Raw genomic sequence first — 19,941 nt, forward strand, 5'->3', positions numbered from 1 at the left:
AACGGGGTGGCACTGGCCACCCCGTTTTCGTTGCTGCGATGTGCGCGGGCTCTTTGTGCGGGCTCTGCGGGATCAGCCGCCGCGCTGGTATTTGAAGCGCTTCTTGCGCCGGTAGGGATAGACATCCTCGAATACTCCCACCTTGATGTTGCTCTGCAGCATCTTCCAGTAGTTGGCGTCAAACATCTCCTTGTGCAGCTGCAGCATGATCTCCCGCACCTGCGGCTTTTGCAGCAGGAAGGTAGCGAACTCCTCGGGGAAGATGTCGTTGGGGGCCACCGAGTACCAGGGCTCGGCGCTCCACTCATCCTCGGGGTAGCGCGGCGGCGGGATCTGGCGGAAGTTGCACTCCGTCATGTAGCAGATCTCGTCGTAGTCGTAGAAGACCACCCGGCCGTGGCGGGTGACGCCGAAGTTCTTGAACAGCATGTCCCCCGGGAAGATGTTGGCCGCTGCCAGCTGCTTGATGGCGTTGCCGTACTCCTCCAGCGCGAGCCGGGTCTGCTGTTCGTCCGCCTTGTCCAGATAGAGGTTGAGCGGGATCATCTTGCGCTCGGTATAGAGGTGCTTGATCACCAGCTTGTCGTCGCTGATGGTGAGCGCCGACGGTGCCACCGTCTTGAGTTCGGCAAGGAGCTCTGGCGAGATGCGATCGAGGGGAAACTCGAAGTTGGTGAACTCCTGGGTATCGGCCATGCGGCCAACCCGGTCGTGCTGTTTTACCAGCCGGTATTTCGCCTTCACCTGCTCGTGACTCACATCCTTGGGCGGCGTGAACTCGTCTTTTATCACCTTGAACACCACATCGTAGGAGGGGAGGGTGAACACGCTCATCACCATCCCCTTGATGCCGGGAGCGATGATGAACTGATCCCGACTCTGGGCCAGATGGTGGCGGTAGTGGCGATAGAGCTCGGTCTTGCCATGCTTCTGGCAACCGATGGCGTTGTAGATCTCGTAATCGGGCTTGTGGGGCATGATCTGGCGCAGGAAGGCGACAAACAGCGCCGGTTCGCGGGCATAGACCATAAAGTAGGCGCGGGCGAAACCAAACACGATGGAGGCGAGATCCGGCTCGAAGATAACGGTATCCACATAGATGCTGTGGCCGGTGCTGAGCAGGGGCAGGATAAAGGGGAACACCTGATCCTTCACCCGGATCAGTCCCACCAGATAGGCCCCCTTGTTGCGGTAGAACACCTCTTTCAATAGCTCGATGGCGAAGGGCTCGTCATGAAGAATATGCGGGCCGTTCTCGGCAAGATGGCGGTGGATGTCGACAATATCCCGCTGCTTGTCCTCGTAGGGAAGGGTGAAGCTGTAATCCCCCAAAAGCTGGCTCAAGGTCTGCGGCAGATGAGCCAGATCGGTGCGATAGACCCGCAGCAGGGCGCTCAGGTCCGGTTTTTCGCCACGGCTGACAAAGGGGTGGATATAGAGGTTCTCGTCGCGGATATTGCGATGGCGAAAGATCCGCCGATAGACGGAGTTGAAGAAGGACTCCGCCACCTCGAAGTTGTCACAACGGGGCAGCAGATCGCTGAAGGCGCTTTTGACCCGCTTGAGCAGCTCTTGAGTGGCGTGGTGCTCCCCCATCATCTGGCGGATGGAGCTGGCGGTGGCCCCCACATGGTGGTCATAGAGGCGAATACGCTCCCGTCCGGCGAGCTGTACCCCCAGCCAGTCACTGTTCTCGAAGCGGCTCTTGCTGCCCTGAGTTATCTCGAGAAACCGGCTGTAAAACGACTCGAAGCGTTGCAAGATAGTCTCGGCGACGGCCTGTTCCAATGGCTGCTGCATCTCTCTCTTCCTTGTGATCTGTCGGGCCGATAGCGCGAAGGATTGGGTGTAATTTGTTCACACGTCAGGCCACTATGGCAACATTGAAACATCTGTTCAAGTGGCAATTTTCGCGGATAAACGGTAGATTGCGCCCCTGTTTTGGCGATGGTTTAGCGACTGTTTGCCGTCTGTTTGAGAGGCCGTCCGGCCTGTGAGGAAACCCGATGAAGCTCTATTTTGTCCTGGTGGCACCTGCCCGTCCTGCGAATGTGGGGGCGGCTGCCCGCGCCATGAAAACCATGGGATTCGATGCCATGCGACTGGTGGCGAGCCGGGTACACGAAGAGGAGGAGGCGAGCTGGGTGGCCCACGGCGCCCAGGAGATCCTGACTCAGGCCGAAGCGTTCGACACCCTGCCCGAGGCGCTGGCGGACATGGATCTGGTGATCGCCACCACCGCCCGTGAGCGTGGTCGCTACCAGCACTACCTCACCCCGGGGGAGATCCGCGAGCAGATCCGTGCCAAGCCTTCACTCAACAAGGTCGCCATCGTCTTTGGCTGCGAGGAGTCGGGGCTCTCCAACGAGCAGCTGGCCGAGGTCGATCTCATCAGCTATTTGCCCCTCAAGGTGAGCTACCCCTCCCTCAATCTGGGGCAGGCGATCATGCTCTACGCCTACGAGATGAGTCAGCTGATGGATGAGCTGAACGCCGACGGCGGCGCAGTGGTAGCAGAAAATTTTGATAACGCCGGGCAGGTTAGGGTGTTGAAAAGCAAAACAGCAGAATTGCTTGGTGAACTCGGAGTTTCGCAGGATGAAAAACTGCATCAATGGGTGATGGACCGGGTGCCCATGCTGCCGCAGCGGGATTTGAACATGCTCCACCTGCTCTGCAAAGACCTCGCGCGCCGCTTTGGGCGTGAGTAGGAAAGAGGTTTAAGTTGACAGCCCATCGCCCGCCGCGGTATTGCTAAAAGCCAGCTTCGTCAACGAGTGTTCGTCATGCAGTTATTCACCAACGTCATCACCACCACCATTATTACCGGTACCACCACAGGTGGCACTGGGGCCGGTTGATGCGCTGACGAACAAGCACAGAAATCAAAAAAGGCCCGTACCCACCCAGTACGGGCCTTTTTGTTGGATTGGTTTTTAGATTGAATTTCATAGATTTACAGGGAGAGAAAGCGATGAGAGTGTTGAAATTTGGCGGGTCTTCACTGGCCGATGCAGAACGTTTTTTACGGGTGGCTGATATCGCGGTCAACACCCACGGCCAATCTCAGGTAGCCCTGGTGCTCTCTGCTCCTGCCAAGGTGACCAATCATCTGGTGGCGCTGGTGGAGCAGACCAGTCGCGGCATGGATGCCAGTTCCACCCTGTTTGAAGTGAATGGCATCTTCTCCCGCCTGCTGGCCGGGTTGAAGGCGGCCTATCCGGCGCTCGATGACAAGGCATTGCTGGCCCGTCTCACCGCCGAGCTGGATCAGGTGGAGCGGTTGATGCAGGGCATCCGTCTGCTGGGCCTCTGCCCGGACAACGTGCAGGCGCGCATTCTGAGCCGTGGTGAAAACCTCTCCATCGCCTTTATGCACGAGTTGCTGCGGGTGCGCGGTCTGGAAGTGGATCTGATCGTACCGGAAGAGCTGCTGGTCACCGATGGCGGCTATCTGGAAGCTCACGTCGATATCGAAGCCTCCCGCCTGCGCTTTGCCGCCAAGGGGCTGCGTAGCGATTGCCTCTACCTGATGCCGGGCTTTACCGGTGGCAGCGACAAGGGCGAGACCGTGCTGCTGGGTCGCAACGGCTCCGACTACTCCGCAGCCGTCTTGGCCGCCTGTGTCGATGCCGAGTGCTGCGAGATCTGGACTGACGTCGAAGGCTGTTACAGCTGCGACCCCCGTCTGGTGCCGGATGCCTACTTGCTGAAAACCCTCTCCTACAAGGAGGCGATGGAGCTCTCCTACTTTGGCGCCAAGGTGCTGCACCCGAAAACCATCGCACCTGTGGCCCAGTTCCACATTCCCTGCCTCATCAAAAACAGCTTCAACCCGCAGGGGCCGGGCACCCTGATCGGCCCGGAGAGCGGCGACGATGACCTGAAAGTGAAGGCCATCTCCGACTTGTCCGGCATGTGCATGTTCAACGTCTCCGGCCCCGGCATGAAGGGGATGGTCGGTATGGCCGGTCGCATCTTCTCCGCCGTCTCCCGCGCCGGGGTCAGTATCGTGCTGATCACCCAGTCATCTTCCGAGTACAGCGTCAGCTTCTGTATCCACAGCTACGACCAGGACAAGACCCGCAAGGTACTGGAGCGCGAGTTCGAACTGGAATTCAAAAACCAGCTGCTGGAGCCGCTGGATATCATCAGCGATCTGGCGATCATCTCCCTCATCGGTGACGGCATGCGCACCAGTAAAGGGATGGCGGCCCGCTTCTTCACCTCGCTGGCGCAAGCCTCCATCAATATCGTCGCCATCGCCCAAGGGTCGAGCGAGCGCTCCATCTCTGCGGTGGTGCGGGATCGCAAGGTGGCGGAAGCCATCAAGGCGTGTCACCAGAACTTCTTTGGCAGCCAGCAGTTTATCGATCTCTTTGTGGTCGGGGTCGGCGGCGTCGGTGCCGCGCTGGTGGATCAGATTGCCCGCCAGCAGCCGGTACTGGCCGAGCAGGGTACTGGCCTGCGGGTGGTCGGCATCGCCAACAGCCGCCAGATGGCGGTCAACAAGGATGGCCTGAACCTCGCCAACTGGCGGGAACAGCTGGCGGAAGCCCGCGACAGCTTCTCGCTGGAAGGGGTGAAAAAGCTGGTGGAAGATAGCCACATCATCAACCCGGTGATCGTCGACTGCACCTCCTCCGAGGCGGTTGCCGTCCAGTACGCCGACTTCCTCGCAGCCGGTTTCCATGTGGTTACACCGAACAAGAAGGCCAACACCGGTTCGCTCGATTACTACAAGGCGCTGCGCCGCACTGCCCGCCAGACTCGCCGCAAGTTCCTCTATGAAACCAACGTGGGCGCCGGCCTGCCGGTTATCGAGAACCTGCAGAACCTTATCAAGGCGGGTGACAAGCTGCGCGCCTTCGATGGCATTCTTTCCGGTTCGCTCTCCTTTATCTTCGGCAAGCTGGACGAGGGGATGGCCTTCTCCGAGGCGACCAAAATCGCTCGTGGCAACGGCTTTACCGAGCCGGATCCCCGCGACGATCTCAACGGCATGGATGTGGCGCGCAAGCTGCTCATTCTGGCTCGCGAAGCCGGCATGGCGCTGGAGCTCTCCGATGTCGAAGTCGAGCAGGCGCTGCCGCCCGGCTTTGACGTCAGTGGCGACGTGGAAGCCTTTATGGCCCGTCTGCCGGAGGCTGACGGCTGGTTCCGCGACCAGTTCGCCGCCGCCCAGCGTGAAGGCAAGGTGCTGCGCTATGTAGGTTCCATCGAGGGTGGCAAGTGCAAGGTCGCCATCAAGGCGGTCGGTGGCGACGAGCCGCTGTTCAAGGTCAAAGACGGGGAGAACGCGCTCGCCTTCTTCTCCACCTACTACCAGCCGATCCCGCTGGTGCTGCGCGGCTATGGCGCCGGTACCGAAGTGACTGCGGCGGGCGTCTTTGCCGACGTGCTGCGCACCCAGAACTGGAAGCAGGAGCTATAAGCATGAGTTCAGACATGTACCCCTCTTATATGACTGAAGGTGGCAGCGTAGTCGCCTATGCACCCGCCTCCAGCGCCAACCTGAGCGTGGGATTTGATGTACTGGGGGCGGCGCTCGCCCCCGTGGATGGCTCTTTGCTCGGCGATCGGGTGCAGGTAAAAGCGGCTGACGTGCCGTTCGCCCTCTCCGCCGTGGGCCGCTATGCCCACAAGCTGCCGGACGATCCGAAAAAGAATATTCTCCATGACTGCTGGGTCGCCTATGGCGAGGCGCTGGAGAAGCGGGGCCTTAGCCTCAAGCCGCTCGAAATGGTGCTGGAGAAGAACCTACCGGTCGGCTCGGGTCTGGGTTCCAGCGCCTGCAGCGTGGTGGCGGCGCTGGAGGGGCTCAACGCCTTTCACGGCGCGCCCCTCGACGAGCACGACATGCTGCTGCTGATGGGGGAGATGGAGGGCAAGATCTCCGGCTCCGTTCACTATGACAACGTGGCCCCCTGTTATCTGGGCGGCATGCAGCTGGTGCTGGAAGAGCACGGCGTTATCAGTCAGGGCATTCCGGTGTTTGACGAGTGGTACTGGGTGGTCTGCTATCCGGGTACTGTGGTTTCGACCGCCGCGGCCCGCGCCATTTTGCCGGCCCAATATCGCCGTCAGGATTGCCTCACCTATGGTCGTCGCCTGGCCGCCTTTGTCCACGCCAGCTACACCGGGCAGGAGGGGCTGGCCGCGAGCGTCTTGAAAGACGTGATTGCCGAACCCTACCGCGCGGCGCTGATCGAAGGCTTTGCCGAGGTGCGGGCGCAGGCGGCCCAGAACGGGGCGCTGGCCACCGGCATCTCCGGCTCCGGCCCCACCGTGTTTGTGGTGATGAAGGAGCTGGCGCAGGCCGAGCGGATGAAGGATTGGATGGAAGCACATTTCGTGCAGAACGAAGATGGATTTGCCCGGGTCTGCAAACTGGACATGGCCGGGGCACGGGTAACAGGAAGCGAGCTATGAATCTCTACAACATCAAGGACAACAGCGAACAGGTGAGCTTCGCGCAGGCGGTGCGTCAGGGCTTGGGTCGCGAACAGGGGCTCTTCTTCCCCGAACAACTCGAGCCGCTCGCCGATGTGGATGCCCTGCTGGATCTGCCGCTGGCCGAGCGCTCTGCCCGCATCCTGAGCCACCTGCTGGGGGACGAAGTGCCCGCCGCCAAGGTCAGCGAGCTGATCGACGCCGCCTTCACCTTCCCGGCGCCGCTGGTGAAGCTCAAGGATGGCACCTATGCCCTCGAACTGTTCCACGGCCCGACCCTGGCGTTCAAGGATTTCGGCGGCCGCTTTATGGCCCAGTGCCTCGCGGCGTTTCGCACCAACGACAAAATTACCATCCTCACCGCCACTTCGGGCGACACCGGCGCCGCCGTGGCCCACGCCTTCTTCGGGCTGGAGGGGATCGAGGTAGTGATCCTCTATCCCAAGGGCAAGATCAGCCCCTTGCAGGAGAAGCTCTTCTGCACCCTCGGCGGCAATATCCGCACCATCGCCATCGATGGCGACTTCGATGCCTGTCAGGCGTTGGTAAAACAGGCCTTTGACGACGAGGCGCTGAAAAAGGCCATTGGCCTCAACTCCGCCAACTCCATCAATATCAGCCGTCTGCTGGCGCAGGTTTGCTACTACTTCGAAGCGGTGGCCCAGCTGCCCAAAGCTGACCGCGCCAAGGCGGTGATCAGCGTGCCGTCCGGCAACTTTGGCAACCTCACCGCAGGCTTGATTGCCAAGGCGCTGGGGCTGCCGGTGAAGCGCTTTATCGCCGCCACCAACGCCAACGACACCGTGCCGCGCTACCTGAAAACCGGTCAGTGGGAGCCACACCAGACAGTGGCAACCCTGTCGAATGCCATGGATGTCAGCCGCCCCAACAACTGGCCACGAGTAGAAGAGCTCTGCCGTCGCAAGGGCTGGGCGCTGGAGACCCTGGGTTCCGGCATGCGTGACGACGCCCAGACCCGCGACTCCCTTAAACGGCTGCATCAGCTGGATTATCTGTGCGAACCCCACGGCGCCATTGCCTGGGATCTGCTGGGGCAACAGCTGGCCGAGGACGAAGTGGGGGTGTTCCTCTGCACCGCCCATCCCGCCAAGTTCAAGGAGTCGGTGGACGAGATCCTCAATCTCGATGTACCGCTGCCCGGCCCGCTTGCCAAGCATGCCGAACTGCCGCTGCTCTCCGTTAATTTGCCCGCGGAGTTTGCCCGGTTAAGGGAATTTTTGGTTGAGTAAGGCTGGTTGAGCAAGATAGCCGGGTGCTGAATGGCAGCCATAAAAAATCCCCCGATGTCGGGGGATTTTTGTTTTATAAATACAGATCGAATCAGTAACTTAGAGTCTGGATTTGGACACCAACATTTTTGTCTGCGACGTCTAAACAGCGGTTTGTCAGGTAAAAACCGCTCGATTGCCCAACTGTTACTGTTTTCCTGGGGTCAGTATTCATGATTGCAGAGATAGCCAGCCGAGCAGTGGCTGACTCAGAAAGGTGGGTGTCCTAATTTCCTTATTCTGCATTGGGAAAGGTGGCGCTGCGAGTGTGTAATGTCCATATGCTTACTATCTATTTTGAAGGTGTACCTTCAATCCTGAGTGAACTATTAAATATGACACTCTATCAAACTTGTATTCCATAGAGTCTTTTTTTGATATTTTATGTTTGAACCTAACAAAGTTAGTGTCTTTATCAATTAAGCCTATATAGGAGCGTAAAAATAAATCTTCCAATACAGCATCTGCATTCACATCTTTACAATGGCTACTAATTGCAAATTTGGCTACGCCGTAAGGGCAGTTATGCTTGTTGCTAATGTTCTTTAATGCATTAAATATATTTTGAATTTGAGTGTGAGTATAAAAAGACGAAAGCTCATTACTTAGCTCTTTTGCAAGCTCAGATGAATAAATTCCGAGTAAGTTGTTAATGTTATACTTATTTAATGGTAATTCATACCCGCCACTCTCAAGGGGTTTGAAAAATAAAATAAGATCTCTTGGTCTTAAAAATGTATGGTCACATATATATTTAAAAGCTGATTTTTTATTGAAGGCCTCTTCAACGAGACTTGCCCAAGCAGAGCTTTTATTAGGTGTTATATTTGCTGATTTAAACGCGTTCTGTGCTCTTTTCTCAATTAGCTTTTTAAGGCCAAGTTCATCCTCTCGCTCATGCTTTATATATTCTTCCTGATACCAATCTAAAGTGGCTGAATATGATGTAAATATTTTTGCTATATCCGACTCTCTTGGTGAAAGTAATCGTTCAACATCATCCCTTATTAAAATTATTGCTTTTGCAGAGATGTTATTTTTCGCAAATACATTATTGTTTATATACTTTGCTGTGCGAATTAAGTTGACTATAGTGTCTACCGATTCGTCATTTTCAGCATTAAATCCAATATCTAGATCATCGAAGAAAACAACATATGAATTTTCATTTTCTGTGTTTTCTTTTGATGATAAAACGGCTGAAACAACTTGCTCTAAATGTGGCAAAAGTTTGTAGTAAGGGGCTTTTGATTCCTTTATTTCAATCTCTTTTCCAAATTTACCTTTAAAGAATTGTTTGAGCTTGTCGATACTTATTTCGAATTTATATTTTTTTACTAACTCGATAATTTCACCTTTATTGATATCAATGTAACCAGAGTTATTTTTTATAAATTCGTTTAATAATGAAAGGTTTTTGTCGTGTGCTATGGCTTCATTGTTAAAAAAAAGCTTAAGGATGTGAGTGTAAATCAGCCACTTAAATAAATGTTCTTTGCTTTTTGTTATATCATCTGGCGTTTGGCCTAGTTGCACTAAAGTCTCCATATTCACTGTGTCTTGGCGTACGAATGAGCAAAATAAATTGGCGTTATTTTTAGATAAACCATAAGTGTACTCTGCGAACGCGCTTTTACCACAGCCTTTTCTACCGACTAAAATGAATTTCTCATTTGATAGTTCATGAAATAAGTTATGGTGATCTTCATATACATCAAAGAGAGATACTTTTGATGTTGGCAAAGATTCGGCTTCGGCTTCTGGTGCACCAAAATATAGTGAGTTTGGCCTTTGGTTTTGAGTCAGACTTTTAAAAACCACATATACTCCAAAATTAAAAGTTAATGTTAAAACTAAATGGCTGACTAGAATAGAAAAAATGCCAAACTAGGACGGCCACCTTTTTGAATGAGGTGTTACCTCCTCCAAACTCACATTACATCATCACGTATGTTTGGCTTCGCTGTGCTCAGCGCCAACCTACGAACTTCATCAATCACTGTTCAAAACCCACGCTACCGCCCGTGGATTACAGCTTCCAATATGCTCCATTAACCAGCGAGGGCAGCAGCCCATCGCAGCAATAGGCACCGGATGGCTATGATAGGCCAATCGAATCTGGTCTCACCAGTCAAAAAGTGACGTAACTATCAGAAAAATCGCCTTTTTTGCGCTGGCTCAACAAATCGCCCTGACTGGGCACAGGATTCCCATGGCCCTTGATTTTATTGGGGTTGGCTAGTGAGGCAGGAATGGATACGGCTGGCTTGCCGTCGGGGAAGGGCTGGCTGGGCGCAATCCCGCGCTGCCAATCGGCGCTATAGTGCGGGCGATGGTTGCCCTGTGCTCCGCTCCCAAGCTGGCGAGGCGGGGGATCTGCGGCAACAATCAGCTGTTGCAATCACAGCCATTTGCAACACATCGTCATGCAAATATGACCATGCAAACACATCACCAGATAGAGAGGACATCTCCCATGAAGCGTACCATCCTGTTCGGCCTGCTCTGCGGCAGCGTGCTGCTGGCCAATCCAGTCTTTGCCAACGACGCAGCCCAGTTGCAGTGCGAGGCGCAGGCCGCTGCCAAAAAACTTGCGGGCGCCGCCAAGACCAGTTTTATTGGCAAGTGCGTCAAGGGTGCTGCCGCTAAGGAACCAGCCAACGGCAAGGCAGCCCAGTGCGAGAAGGCCGCCGCCGACAAGAAGCTGGCCGGCGCGGCCAAGAACAGCTTTATCCAGAAGTGCGTGAAGACGGGCGCGGCGGTGGATCCGGCGGCCAAGTGCGAGAAGGCGGCGGCCGACAAGAAGCTGGCTGGCGCGGCCAAGAACAGCTTTGTCCAGAAGTGCGTGAAGGATAGCGCCGCCAAGTAAGGCATTTTCTCATCCGGTGTGTTTGCGGGGGCCATCAGGCCCCCGCGCTGTTTGGGGGCACTGATGGCGCAACGCACAAGCCTTGTATCGGGGCGGCAATAGCGACACTATTGACTCCTTTTATGGGTTCCGCAGAGGCGCAGCCATGACCTGCCGTGACCGGACGAGGCGTTGGCGAGCCCTGTTTGTGCGGGATTACGCGCGATAAGGGAGCAAAGCAGGATGATGGAAGGGATGGAATGGCGCTGGCTCAATGAACCGGCCGAGTGGCACCAGACAGACGACGGTTTGCAGGTGGTAACGGACCAGCAGACCGATTTTTGGCGCAGCACCTGGTATGGCTTCGAGCGCCATAGCGGGCATCTCTATGGTTGCGATGTGGCGGGGGAGTTTACCTTTCAGGTCTGCGTCGAGGGGGAGTTCACCACCCTCTACGATCAGGCGGGGCTGATGCTGCTGCAAGACGAGGCGCACTGGCTGAAAGCGGGCATCGAGTACAACGATGCCCAGCCGATGATCGGCAGCGTGCTGACTAATCCGCGATCTGACTGGGCCACCGGTATTTTCTCCGGCAATCCGCGCCGCTTCTGGCTGCGGCTGACCCGGCTGGCCGATTGCCTGCGTTTGCAATACTCCATCGATGGCAAGGTGTGGCCGCTGCTGCGCCTCGCCCCGTTCCCGCCAAGCGAGCGCTGTTTTATCGGGGTGATGTGCTGCACGCCGGAGCGGCAGGGGCTGGCGGTGCGCTTCTCTGATCTGCGACTCACGCCGCCCCTAGGCAAGGCGCTCCATGATTTGAGCTAGGCCAGCGGTTTTGCCTGCGTCATTCAAGCAATAAAAAAGCGCCCGCAGGCGCTTTTTTCATTTGGCTGGTAAAGCCTCAATTAGCTGATCAGGCTGGCCCACAGGTCATATTCGTCGGATTCATCGATCCGTACCTTGACCATGTCCCCCGGCTTGAGGCCGGTTTCGCCGTTGAGGTAGACCAGACCGTCGATCTCCGGTGCATCGGCAAAGGAGCGGCCAGTGGCGCCCTCTTCGTCCACCTCGTCGATGATAACGGTCATCTCCTGACCCACTTTACGGGCCAGCTTGCGGATGGAGACCTGCTGTTGCAGCTCCATAAAGCGCTGGAAGCGCTCTTCCTGAATCTCTTCCGGTACCGGATCCGGCAGCTCGTTGGCCAGCGCCCCTTCGACCGGGCTGTATTTGAAGCAGCCGACCCGATCCAGCTCCGCCTTGTCGATAAACTCCAGCAGCATCTGGAACTCTTCCTCGGTCTCGCCCGGGAAGCCGACGATAAAGGTGGAGCGCAGGGTGATCTGCGGGCAGATCTCGCGCCACTTCTGGATCCGCTCCAGGGTGCGCTCGACAGTACCCGGGCGCTTCATCAGTTTGAGGATGCGCGGGCTGGCGTGCTGCAGCGGAATATCGAGGTAGGGCAGGACCTTGCCATCGCGCATCAGCGGGATGACGTCATCCACGTGCGGATAGGGGTAGACGTAGTGCAGGCGCACCCAGATGTCGAGCTTGGCCAGCTCTTCGCACAGGGCGACCATGCTGGTCTTGACCGGCATGCCGTCGTAGAAACCGGTGCGGTGCTTCACATCGACGCCGTAGGCGGAGGTGTCCTGGGAGATCACCAAGAGCTCCTTTACGCCCGCCTCTTTCAGGCGCTTGGCTTCGGCCAGCACGTCGCCGATGGGACGGCTCACCAGATCCCCGCGCATGGAGGGGATGATGCAGAAGGTACAGCGGTGGTTGCACCCTTCGGAAATCTTCAGATAGGCGTAGTGGCGCGGAGTCAGCTTGACGCCGTGGGCCGGCACTAGGCTGGTGAAGGGGTTGTGGGTCGGCTTGGCCACGTATTTGTGGACGTGACCCAACACCTCTTCATAGGCGTGGGGGCCGGTGATCTCGAGCACCTTGGGGTGGATCTCGCGGATCTGGTTCTCTTTGGCGCCGAGGCAGCCGGTGACGATCACCTTGCCGTTCTCGGCCAGCGCTTCGCCGATCGCTTCCAGCGACTCTTGCACCGCGCTGTCGATAAAGCCGCAGGTGTTGACGACGACCAGCTCGGCATCGTCATAGCTGGGCACCACATCGTACCCTTCGGTACGCAGCTGGGTCAGGATGCGTTCTGAATCGACCAGGTTTTTGGGGCAACCCAAGGAGACGAATCCTACTTTGGGGGCCTGTTTTGTGTTGGACATCGCTCAATCACTCTTAGGTGGCTCTTCTTTAAGGGCGCGGATTTTACCGGAATGGTTAACCAAAAACTATACAGCCAGCATGGCAGAACCGAACAATATCTCCGAGTAGGCAGGATTGGGTTGCACCAACAGCCGGTGATGGCGCGCCCTTGGTGGGGCTATTGCTCCTTTCCTGCAGGCTTGTTACGGGGAAGCTGCTTTGTTGATTTTCCTGTCTATTTCGACTCAATGGCAGCGAGGAGAGTACCGGGAGTCATATACTCCCTGCACGGGGCGGGAGATGATCAACCGGATGATCAACGAGTTTGGTCTCGATGGCATTCACCACACCGATATGCTGACCACTCGCAGCGTCATGCATAACGGGGAACAACAAGAGAGGGGCACCAGCAGGTGCCCCTCTCTTTTATGCGCTTTTCTATTCCATGCGCCTTTATTTTGCCGATGTTGTGTTTGTGGCTATGGCATTCGCGGCCTGATTACTTTTTGGGCGGCGGCGCGCTGATTTGATCGAGGTGATCCGCGCTGGCGCTGGAGCAGCCACAGGGGCGCACCTCTTTATCTTCCCGCTTCTGGGCTAGCTGGTATTGGCGCCACCAGATGATGGTGCCCATGGCCAGGATCAGCACGAACGAGGCGAACAGGCTCAACAACCAGATGGACATGATCTCTTCTCCTTGGTGGTGATGATATGCACGGCGATCGCATCAGTGATGATGGCAGCAACCGCCCTGCTGGCTGGCGCCCTCACTGTCGTGACAACAAGTATGGCCTTGTCGTGAGCTATCTGCCTGCCTTTGATACGTTAACGCCGAGTTAAATATTGTCGATAGCCAAGATCGCCGACTAGCTGTCGGCTTGGCGTTGAGCTGGAAAATTCGTGATGAATTAGCCCGTTAGGTGGCCTGATGATCGCCACGCAGCAACATGACGTAGTGACTGGCGTGTTGACCTGTGCATGATGGCGTGTTGGTCGAGGCGGTTTCCATCGGCGCCAGTTGCAGCGCTATCCCGGATGTGGTGACAAGTTGTTGTAGCTGAGCGTGACCTATCTTGCCGCTTGGCGGCAGGGGGAAGCAGAGCGGTGCGCCCGCTTTGAGCAGGGTCGCCAGCTGTTGCAACAGGGGGACAAGTGTAGCCGCGTCGCTATCAAGCGGGCGGCTCAGCCAGATGCCATCGTAAGGCAGCACCGAGTGCATCTTCGCCAGCGGGCAGACCCGTACTGCTTGTCCGGATTGCTGCGAGGCGACTCTGGCGTCAGCCAGTACCGCTTCACAGGCGGTGACCACATACCCCTCGGCCCGCAGCCAGCACAGATCCTCCCCCGTACCGCACTGACCATTGAGCAGGTGAGCGCCGGGTTTGAGGCGCGCCACAAAGGCAGCCCGGATGCGGGCGTGCTGGTCGTTCAAGGGCTGGGAAGCGGGGAGGGCGTCAGAGTGTGGCACAGGGGTTACCTCAAGCAGGGGGCGCACAGGTTAACAAATCGTGGTCTGACTGCCAAAGCGGGCGGCCAGGCCCCGGTTTGCGGGGGCATATTGGGGTTGTTGGTTGCTGTTAGCGGCCGCAAGCATGGGGCTGGGCCAGCATGGTGAACATGCTCTCTATCAGGAAGGCGGATTCGCCTTGCAGGTCGATCCGCCCCGGAAAGTGGAGCCAGTTGATGATGTAGCCATCCAGGGTGCAGTGGAGCAGGGTGGCGGCGCGCTGCAGATTGAGGTCGGCGGGCAGCTGGCCCCGCCGTACCGCGTTGGCCAAGGTTGTCTCCAAGTCCCGGAAGAAGTTGGCGGACTGGCTGCGGATATGCTCGCGCAGTGAGATGGCTTCCCCCTCCAGCGATTCGAGATTGAACAGGATGGTGAACATCTGCCGCTGGGCCGGATTGTGAATGAAGCTGTGGAGCACCCCTTCGAAGAAGAGGCGCAGTTGCCCCAGCGGATCCGGCTCGTCGGTATTAAGGCAGGCATCGAGCTGGTGGGCGAGGGGGCTGCAGAGCTCCTGCCAGAGCGAAATGAAGAGTTCATCCTTGTTCTTGAAGTGCCAATAGATGGCCCCGCGGGTCAGGTCAGCCGCCCTGGCGATGTCGGTCAGGCTGGTCTTGGCCAGGCCCTGAGCGCAGAACAGATCCAGCGCCGTGCTCATGATGTGGCAGCGGGTTTGCTGCGCCTCTTCTTTGGTTCGTCTGGCCATCGAAATTTGTGCCTCATGCAAGCAAAAAGTCACTTACATACATTTATGAATGTATGTATATTGCCTCATCTTTCGACTATTTACCAACAGGGCCCATGTGGCCCTGATTGTTCATTGACTGGCAAAGGCTCAGGTGTTTCATGCATAAACATATTCTTGCTCGTTCAGTTGGTCTTGCCTTGCTGGCTACAGGCTTGCTGGCAGGTTGTGGTGACAAGGGGGGGGCACCCCAGGGACAGGGCGGCATGCCACCCGCAGCGGTCAACGTGGTGACCCTGCAGAGCAGCCCGCTGATGTTGACCACCGAGTTGACCGGCCGCAGCGCCCCGCTGCGGGTGGCCGAAGTGCGTCCGCAGGTGAGCGGCATCATCCTCAAGCGCCTCTTTACCGAGGGGAGCGATGTGAAGGCGGGCGATCTGCTCTATCAGATCGATCCGTCTGTCTATCAGGCGGCGGTCGCCAGCGCCAAGGCCAATGTGGCCAAAGCCGAGGCCAACGAGCAGAGCGCCCGCCTCAAGGCGCAGCGCTATCAGGAGCTGCTCAAGGTCAAATCCATCAGCCGTCAGGACTATGACGATGCCGACGCCAGCTGGAAGCAGGCCAAGGCGGAGATCATGGCGAGCAAGGCGGCCCTGCGCACTGCCGAGATCAATCTCGGTTACACCCGCATCACGGCCCCCATCAGCGGCCGCATCGGTAAATCCGCAGTGACCGAGGGGGCGCTGGTGACTGCCCAGCAGGCTGACAGCCTGACTTCTATTCAGCAGCTCGATCCCATGTATGTGGATGTGCGTCAGTCTACCGCCGATCTGTTGCGCCTCAAGCGTTTGGTCGCCGAGGGCAAGCTGACTCAGGACGAGCAGAAGGGGACCAAGGTGACCTTCCAGCTGGAAGATGGCAGCACCTATGGCGAAGAGGGCTCGTTGCAGTTCTCCGATGTGACAGTGGATGAGACCTCCGGCATGGTGACCCTGCGGGTGATTGTGCCCAACCCTCATCAACTGCTGCTGCCGGGCATGTTCATGCGCGCCACCCTGCAAGAGGGTGAGCGGGCGCAAGGGCTGCTGGTGCCGCAAACCGCGGTCGCCCGCACACCCAAAGGTGGCGCCAGCGTGATGGTGGTGACCGCTGACAACAAGGTAGAACAGCGCAACGTGCAGCTGAGCCGGATCGTCGGCAGCAACTGGGTGGTGGAGTCAGGGCTCAGCTCCGGCGAGCGGGTGATCGTGGCGGGTTTGCAGAAAGTTCGACCGGGCGCCGTGGTCAATCCCGCTGAGCAGGGTGCCGATGCACCGTCTGCTCAAGCTGCGTCCAACACCCCGGCCAACAAGTAGGATGGAGTAGTCGCCTCATGGCTCGATTTTTCATAGACAGACCCATTTTTGCCTGGGTGATCGCGCTGGTGATCATGCTGGCGGGCAGCCTGGCCATCATCAAATTGCCGGTCGCCCAGTATCCGAGCATTGCGCCGCCCGCTGTCGGCATTTCCGCCAGCTATCCGGGCGCATCCGCCAAAACGGTGGAAGACTCGGTGACCCAGATCATCGAACAGAACATGACCGGGCTGGATCACCTGCTCTACATGTCCTCCCAGTCTGACTCCGCGGGGCGGGTGTCGGTGACCCTGACTTTCCAGCCGGGGACCGATCCCGATATCGCCCAGGTGCAGGTACAGAACAAGCTGCAGCAGGCGATGTCGCTGCTGCCGCAAGAGGTGCAGCAGCAGGGGATCCGGGTACAGAAGACCTCCAGCAGCTTCCTGATGGTCGCAGCGCTCATCTCCAGCGATGGCTCGATGAACAACGAAGATCTGGCGGACTATGTGGTCTCCAACATCAAGGAGCCCCTGAGCCGTCTGGACGGGGTAGGGGATATCACCCTGTTCGGCAGCCAGTACTCGATGCGGGTGTGGCTCGATCCCAACAAGCTCAACCGGGTGCAGATGACCCCGGGGGATGTGCAGGCGGCCATCAAGGCGCAGAACGCCCAGGTGGCGTTCGGCAAGCTGGGTGGCACCCCGTCGGTGAAAGATCAACAGTTTACCGCCACCATCATGGGGCAGACCCGCCTCTCGACCGTGGAGCAGTTCAACGACATCCTGCTGCGGGTGAATCAGGATGGCTCCAAGGTGCGGCTGAAAGATGTGGCCCGGGTCGAGCTGGCGGGCGAAAGCTATGACGCCGAGGCGCGCTACAACGGTCAATCCACCGCCGCGGTTGCCATCAAGCTGGCTACCGGCGCCAACGCGCTGGATACCGCCGAGAAGGTGCGTGCCAAGCTCAATGAGCTGTCGGAGTACTTCCCGGCCAACATGGCGATCGTCTACCCCTACGACACCACGCCTTTTGTGCAGATCTCCATCGAGGAGGTGGTGCAGACTCTGATCGAGGCGATCTTGCTGGTGTTCTGCGTCATGTATCTGTTCCTGCAGAACTTCCGCGCCACCCTGATCCCGACCATTGCGGTGCCGGTGGTGCTGCTCGGTACCTTCGGCGTCATGGCGGCGTTCGGCTTCTCCATCAACACTCTCACCATGTTCGGTATGGTGCTGGCCATCGGCCTGTTGGTGGATGATGCCATCGTGGTGGTGGAGAACGTGGAGCGCCTGATGAGCGAGGAGGATCTCTCCCCGCTGGAAGCAACCCGCAAGTCGATGACCCAGATCACCGGCGCACTGGTGGGGATCGCCCTGGTGCTCTCCGCCGTGTTCGTGCCGATGGCCTTCTTCGGCGGCTCGACCGGTGCCATCTATCGCCAGTTCTCGCTGACCATCGTCTCGGCCATGGTGCTGTCGGTGCTGGTGGCGTTGATCCTGACTCCGGCGCTCTGTGCCACCCTGCTCAAGCCGATGAAACATGGCGAATTTGGTGCCAAGCGCGGCTTCTTTGGCTGGTTCAACCGCGTCTTTGATGCGGGTACCAACCGCTATCAGAGCGGCGTGCGCAAGGTGATCAAGCAGGGCGTGCGCTACAGCCTGATCTACGGCGCCATGCTGGCGGTACTGGCGGTGCTGTTTATGCGGATGCCCACCTCCTTCCTGCCGGAAGAGGATCAGGGGGTCATCATGTCCATGGTGCAACTGCCGGTGGGGGCGACCAAGCAGCGCACCGAGGTGGTGCTGGCGGACATGCGCGACTACTTCCTGAAAAACGAGAAGGATAACGTCGACTCCGTACTGACCGTGGCGGGCTTCAGCTTCGCCGGTAGCGGCCAGAACAGCGGTATGGCCTTTATCAAGCTGAAAGACTGGAGCGAGCGCAACAGCCCGGATCGCAGCGCCAACGCCATTATCGGCCGCGCCATGGGCTATCTGTTCAGCATCAAGGAGGCGCAAGTGTTCGCCTTCAACCTGCCTCCGATCCCGGAGCTGGGTACGGCGACCGGTTTTGACTTCTTCCTGCAAGATCGCGGCGGCATCGGTCACGACAAGCTGATGGCGGCGCGTAACCAGCTGCTCGGCATGGCGGCGCAGGATCCCAATCTGGTGCGGGTGCGCCCGAACGGGATGGAAGATACGCCGCAGCTCGATATCAAGATCGACTACGAGAAGGCACTGGCGCAGGGGCTCTCCATCGCGGATATCAACAACACCCTGGCCACCGCCTGGGGCTCGTCCTATGTCAATGACTTCGTCGATCGTGGCCGGATCAAGAAGGTCTACCTGCAGGCGGATGCCCCCTTCCGGATGAACCCGGAAGATCTCAAACTCTGGTATGTGCGCAACAGTGCCGGTCAGATGGTGCCCTTCTCCGCCTTTGCCAGCACTGAGTGGAGCTTCGGCTCGCCGCGTCTGGAACGTTACAACGGCGTACCGGCGATGGAGATCGTCGGGGAAGCGGCGCCCGGCAAAAGTACCGGTGATGCGATGGCCGCCATCGAACAGATGGTGAAACAGCTGCCGGAAGGGGTGGGCATCGAGTGGACCGGGCTCTCCTTCCAGGAGCGGCAGGCCGGTTCACAGGCTCCTGCGCTCTACGCCATCTCCTTGCTGGTGGTGTTCCTCTGTCTGGCTGCCCTCTACGAGAGCTGGAGCATTCCGTTCTCGGTGATGCTGGTGGTGCCACTCGGGGTACTGGGGGCCATTGTGGCTGCCACCCTGCGCGGATTGGAGAACGACGTCTACTTCCAGGTGGGCCTGCTCACCACCATCGGCTTGTCGGCGAAGAACGCGATCTTGATCGTGGAATTTGCCAAAGAGCTTTATGACAAGGGGATGGGCTTGGGTGAAGCGGTGGTGGAGGCGGCGCGCCTGCGGCTGCGCCCGATCCTGATGACCTCGCTCGCCTTTATCCTCGGGGTGTTGCCGCTGGCCATCAGCTCCGGCGCCGGTGCCAGCAGCCGTAACGCCATCGGTACCGGCGTGATGGGGGGAATGATCAGCGCCACCGTGCTGGCCATCTTCTTCGTGCCGCTGTTCTTCGTGTTGGTGATGCGCTACTTCACCAGCCACCAGAGCAACAAGGTGCGCATGGCGGCAGCGGTTGAGCCAAAAAATGACTGAGCAAAAGCGGGCAATGTGACCCTGAGAGACAGGTCACGAGGTGATAAAGGGGTCAGTTAACGCTGATCGCCAAATGGGGCAACCTGAGCGGTTGCCCCATTTTTTCGTCCAAAAAACAGCAACGTGCTATGATCTGTTCGATATTTAAACGTGGCGTTCATTCGATCACCAAGCATTCACAAACCAGAATCGGTTCTCTATCGAATCTTAATTAAAGCCATCGAGGAAGGCATTTTTTGCTGTGCAGGTTTACCGGAAAAGAGGTAGAATCCGCGTCTTATCGGGCTGATAAACGGTATTGTCTCTGACAAATACAGACCCTCTTTTGTTGTACTGGCAGAAGGAGGTTACAGGGTGATGTACCACCAAGAGATAAAGGGCTGGAGGGCATGATGACCAACAGCAAGCAAAATCCGGTTAAAAGCA

15 protein-coding genes are annotated in these 19,941 nt (G+C 57.7%); 8 read left to right on the plus strand and 7 right to left on the minus strand.

Features of this window, described 5'->3' with window-relative positions; genetic code table 11:
• Nucleotides 1–72 precede the first annotated feature (72 nt).
• Nucleotides 73–1,800, minus strand: a complete 1,728-nt coding sequence (gene aceK, locus NMD14_06410) for a bifunctional isocitrate dehydrogenase kinase/phosphatase (protein XEI34036.1) — start codon at nucleotides 1,798–1,800, stop codon at nucleotides 73–75.
• A gap of 206 nt (nucleotides 1,801–2,006) precedes the next feature.
• On the opposite strand from aceK, the gene NMD14_06415 reads away from it, so the two are divergent.
• The 4 genes from NMD14_06415 (at nucleotide 2,007) to thrC (ending at nucleotide 7,703) form a co-directional block, all read left to right on the plus strand.
• Entirely contained in the window at nucleotides 2,007–2,711 is a 705-nt protein-coding gene (locus NMD14_06415; GenBank protein ID XEI34037.1) for a tRNA/rRNA methyltransferase, read from the plus strand.
• Between the two features lie 263 nt (nucleotides 2,712–2,974).
• Nucleotides 2,975–5,434 carry a bifunctional aspartate kinase/homoserine dehydrogenase I gene (gene thrA, locus NMD14_06420; GenBank protein ID XEI34038.1) on the plus strand — a complete coding sequence of 820 codons (2,460 nt, stop codon included), beginning with the start codon at nucleotides 2,975–2,977 and terminating at the stop codon, nucleotides 5,432–5,434.
• A 2-nt stretch (nucleotides 5,435–5,436) separates the two neighbouring features.
• Nucleotides 5,437–6,432, plus strand: coding sequence for a homoserine kinase (gene thrB / locus NMD14_06425; GenBank protein XEI34039.1), 996 nt, complete (start codon nucleotides 5,437–5,439; stop codon nucleotides 6,430–6,432).
• Complete coding sequence (gene thrC / locus NMD14_06430; protein ID XEI34040.1) at nucleotides 6,429–7,703, plus strand: threonine synthase; 1,275 nt, start codon at nucleotides 6,429–6,431, stop codon at nucleotides 7,701–7,703. The genes thrB and thrC overlap by 4 nt, the downstream gene beginning before the upstream one ends.
• A 327-nt stretch (nucleotides 7,704–8,030) precedes the next feature.
• Here thrC and NMD14_06435 read toward each other — a convergent pair whose 3' ends face one another.
• Nucleotides 8,031–9,563: a hypothetical protein gene (locus NMD14_06435; GenBank protein ID XEI34041.1), complete on the minus strand. Its 1,533-nt coding sequence runs from the start codon at nucleotides 9,561–9,563 to the stop codon at nucleotides 8,031–8,033.
• 310 nt (nucleotides 9,564–9,873) lie between these two features.
• Nucleotides 9,874–10,143, minus strand: a complete 270-nt coding sequence (locus NMD14_06440) for a hypothetical protein (protein XEI34042.1) — start codon at nucleotides 10,141–10,143, stop codon at nucleotides 9,874–9,876.
• A 75-nt stretch (nucleotides 10,144–10,218) separates the two neighbouring features.
• On the opposite strand from NMD14_06440, the gene NMD14_06445 reads away from it, so the two are divergent.
• Nucleotides 10,219–10,611, plus strand: coding sequence for a hypothetical protein (locus NMD14_06445; GenBank protein ID XEI34043.1), 393 nt, complete (start codon nucleotides 10,219–10,221; stop codon nucleotides 10,609–10,611).
• 222 nt (nucleotides 10,612–10,833) lie between these two features.
• Nucleotides 10,834–11,415: a DUF1349 domain-containing protein gene (locus NMD14_06450; GenBank protein ID XEI34044.1), complete on the plus strand. Its 582-nt coding sequence runs from the start codon at nucleotides 10,834–10,836 to the stop codon at nucleotides 11,413–11,415.
• A gap of 80 nt (nucleotides 11,416–11,495) precedes the next feature.
• On the opposite strand, the gene rimO is transcribed toward NMD14_06450, so the two are convergent.
• From rimO to NMD14_06470, 4 genes are all read right to left on the minus strand, one after another.
• The gene (rimO, locus tag NMD14_06455; GenBank protein ID XEI34045.1) at nucleotides 11,496–12,824 is read right to left on the minus strand and encodes a 30S ribosomal protein S12 methylthiotransferase RimO; all 1,329 of its coding nucleotides are present in this window, start codon (nucleotides 12,822–12,824) and stop codon (nucleotides 11,496–11,498) included.
• 479 nt (nucleotides 12,825–13,303) lie between these two features.
• Nucleotides 13,304–13,489, minus strand: coding sequence for a hypothetical protein (locus NMD14_06460; GenBank protein ID XEI34046.1), 186 nt, complete (start codon nucleotides 13,487–13,489; stop codon nucleotides 13,304–13,306).
• 231 nt (nucleotides 13,490–13,720) lie between these two features.
• On the minus strand, nucleotides 13,721–14,272 hold the full coding sequence (locus NMD14_06465) for a hypothetical protein (protein ID XEI34047.1): 552 nt from the start codon (nucleotides 14,270–14,272) through the stop codon (nucleotides 13,721–13,723).
• A gap of 109 nt (nucleotides 14,273–14,381) precedes the next feature.
• Entirely contained in the window at nucleotides 14,382–15,014 is a 633-nt protein-coding gene (locus NMD14_06470; protein ID XEI34048.1) for a TetR family transcriptional regulator, read from the minus strand.
• A 140-nt stretch (nucleotides 15,015–15,154) separates the two neighbouring features.
• Here NMD14_06470 and NMD14_06475 point away from each other — a divergent pair, with 140 nt between their 5' ends.
• Complete coding sequence (locus NMD14_06475) at nucleotides 15,155–16,348, plus strand: efflux RND transporter periplasmic adaptor subunit (GenBank protein ID XEI34049.1); 1,194 nt, start codon at nucleotides 15,155–15,157, stop codon at nucleotides 16,346–16,348.
• 17 nt (nucleotides 16,349–16,365) lie between these two features.
• Entirely contained in the window at nucleotides 16,366–19,515 is a 3,150-nt protein-coding gene (locus NMD14_06480; GenBank protein XEI34050.1) for an efflux RND transporter permease subunit, read from the plus strand.
• The last annotated feature ends 426 nt before the right edge of the window (nucleotides 19,516–19,941 follow it).

Origin of the sequence: Aeromonas veronii, from assembly GCA_041319085.1 — a bacterium.
Lineage (GTDB): Bacteria > Pseudomonadota > Gammaproteobacteria > Enterobacterales > Aeromonadaceae > Aeromonas > Aeromonas veronii_F.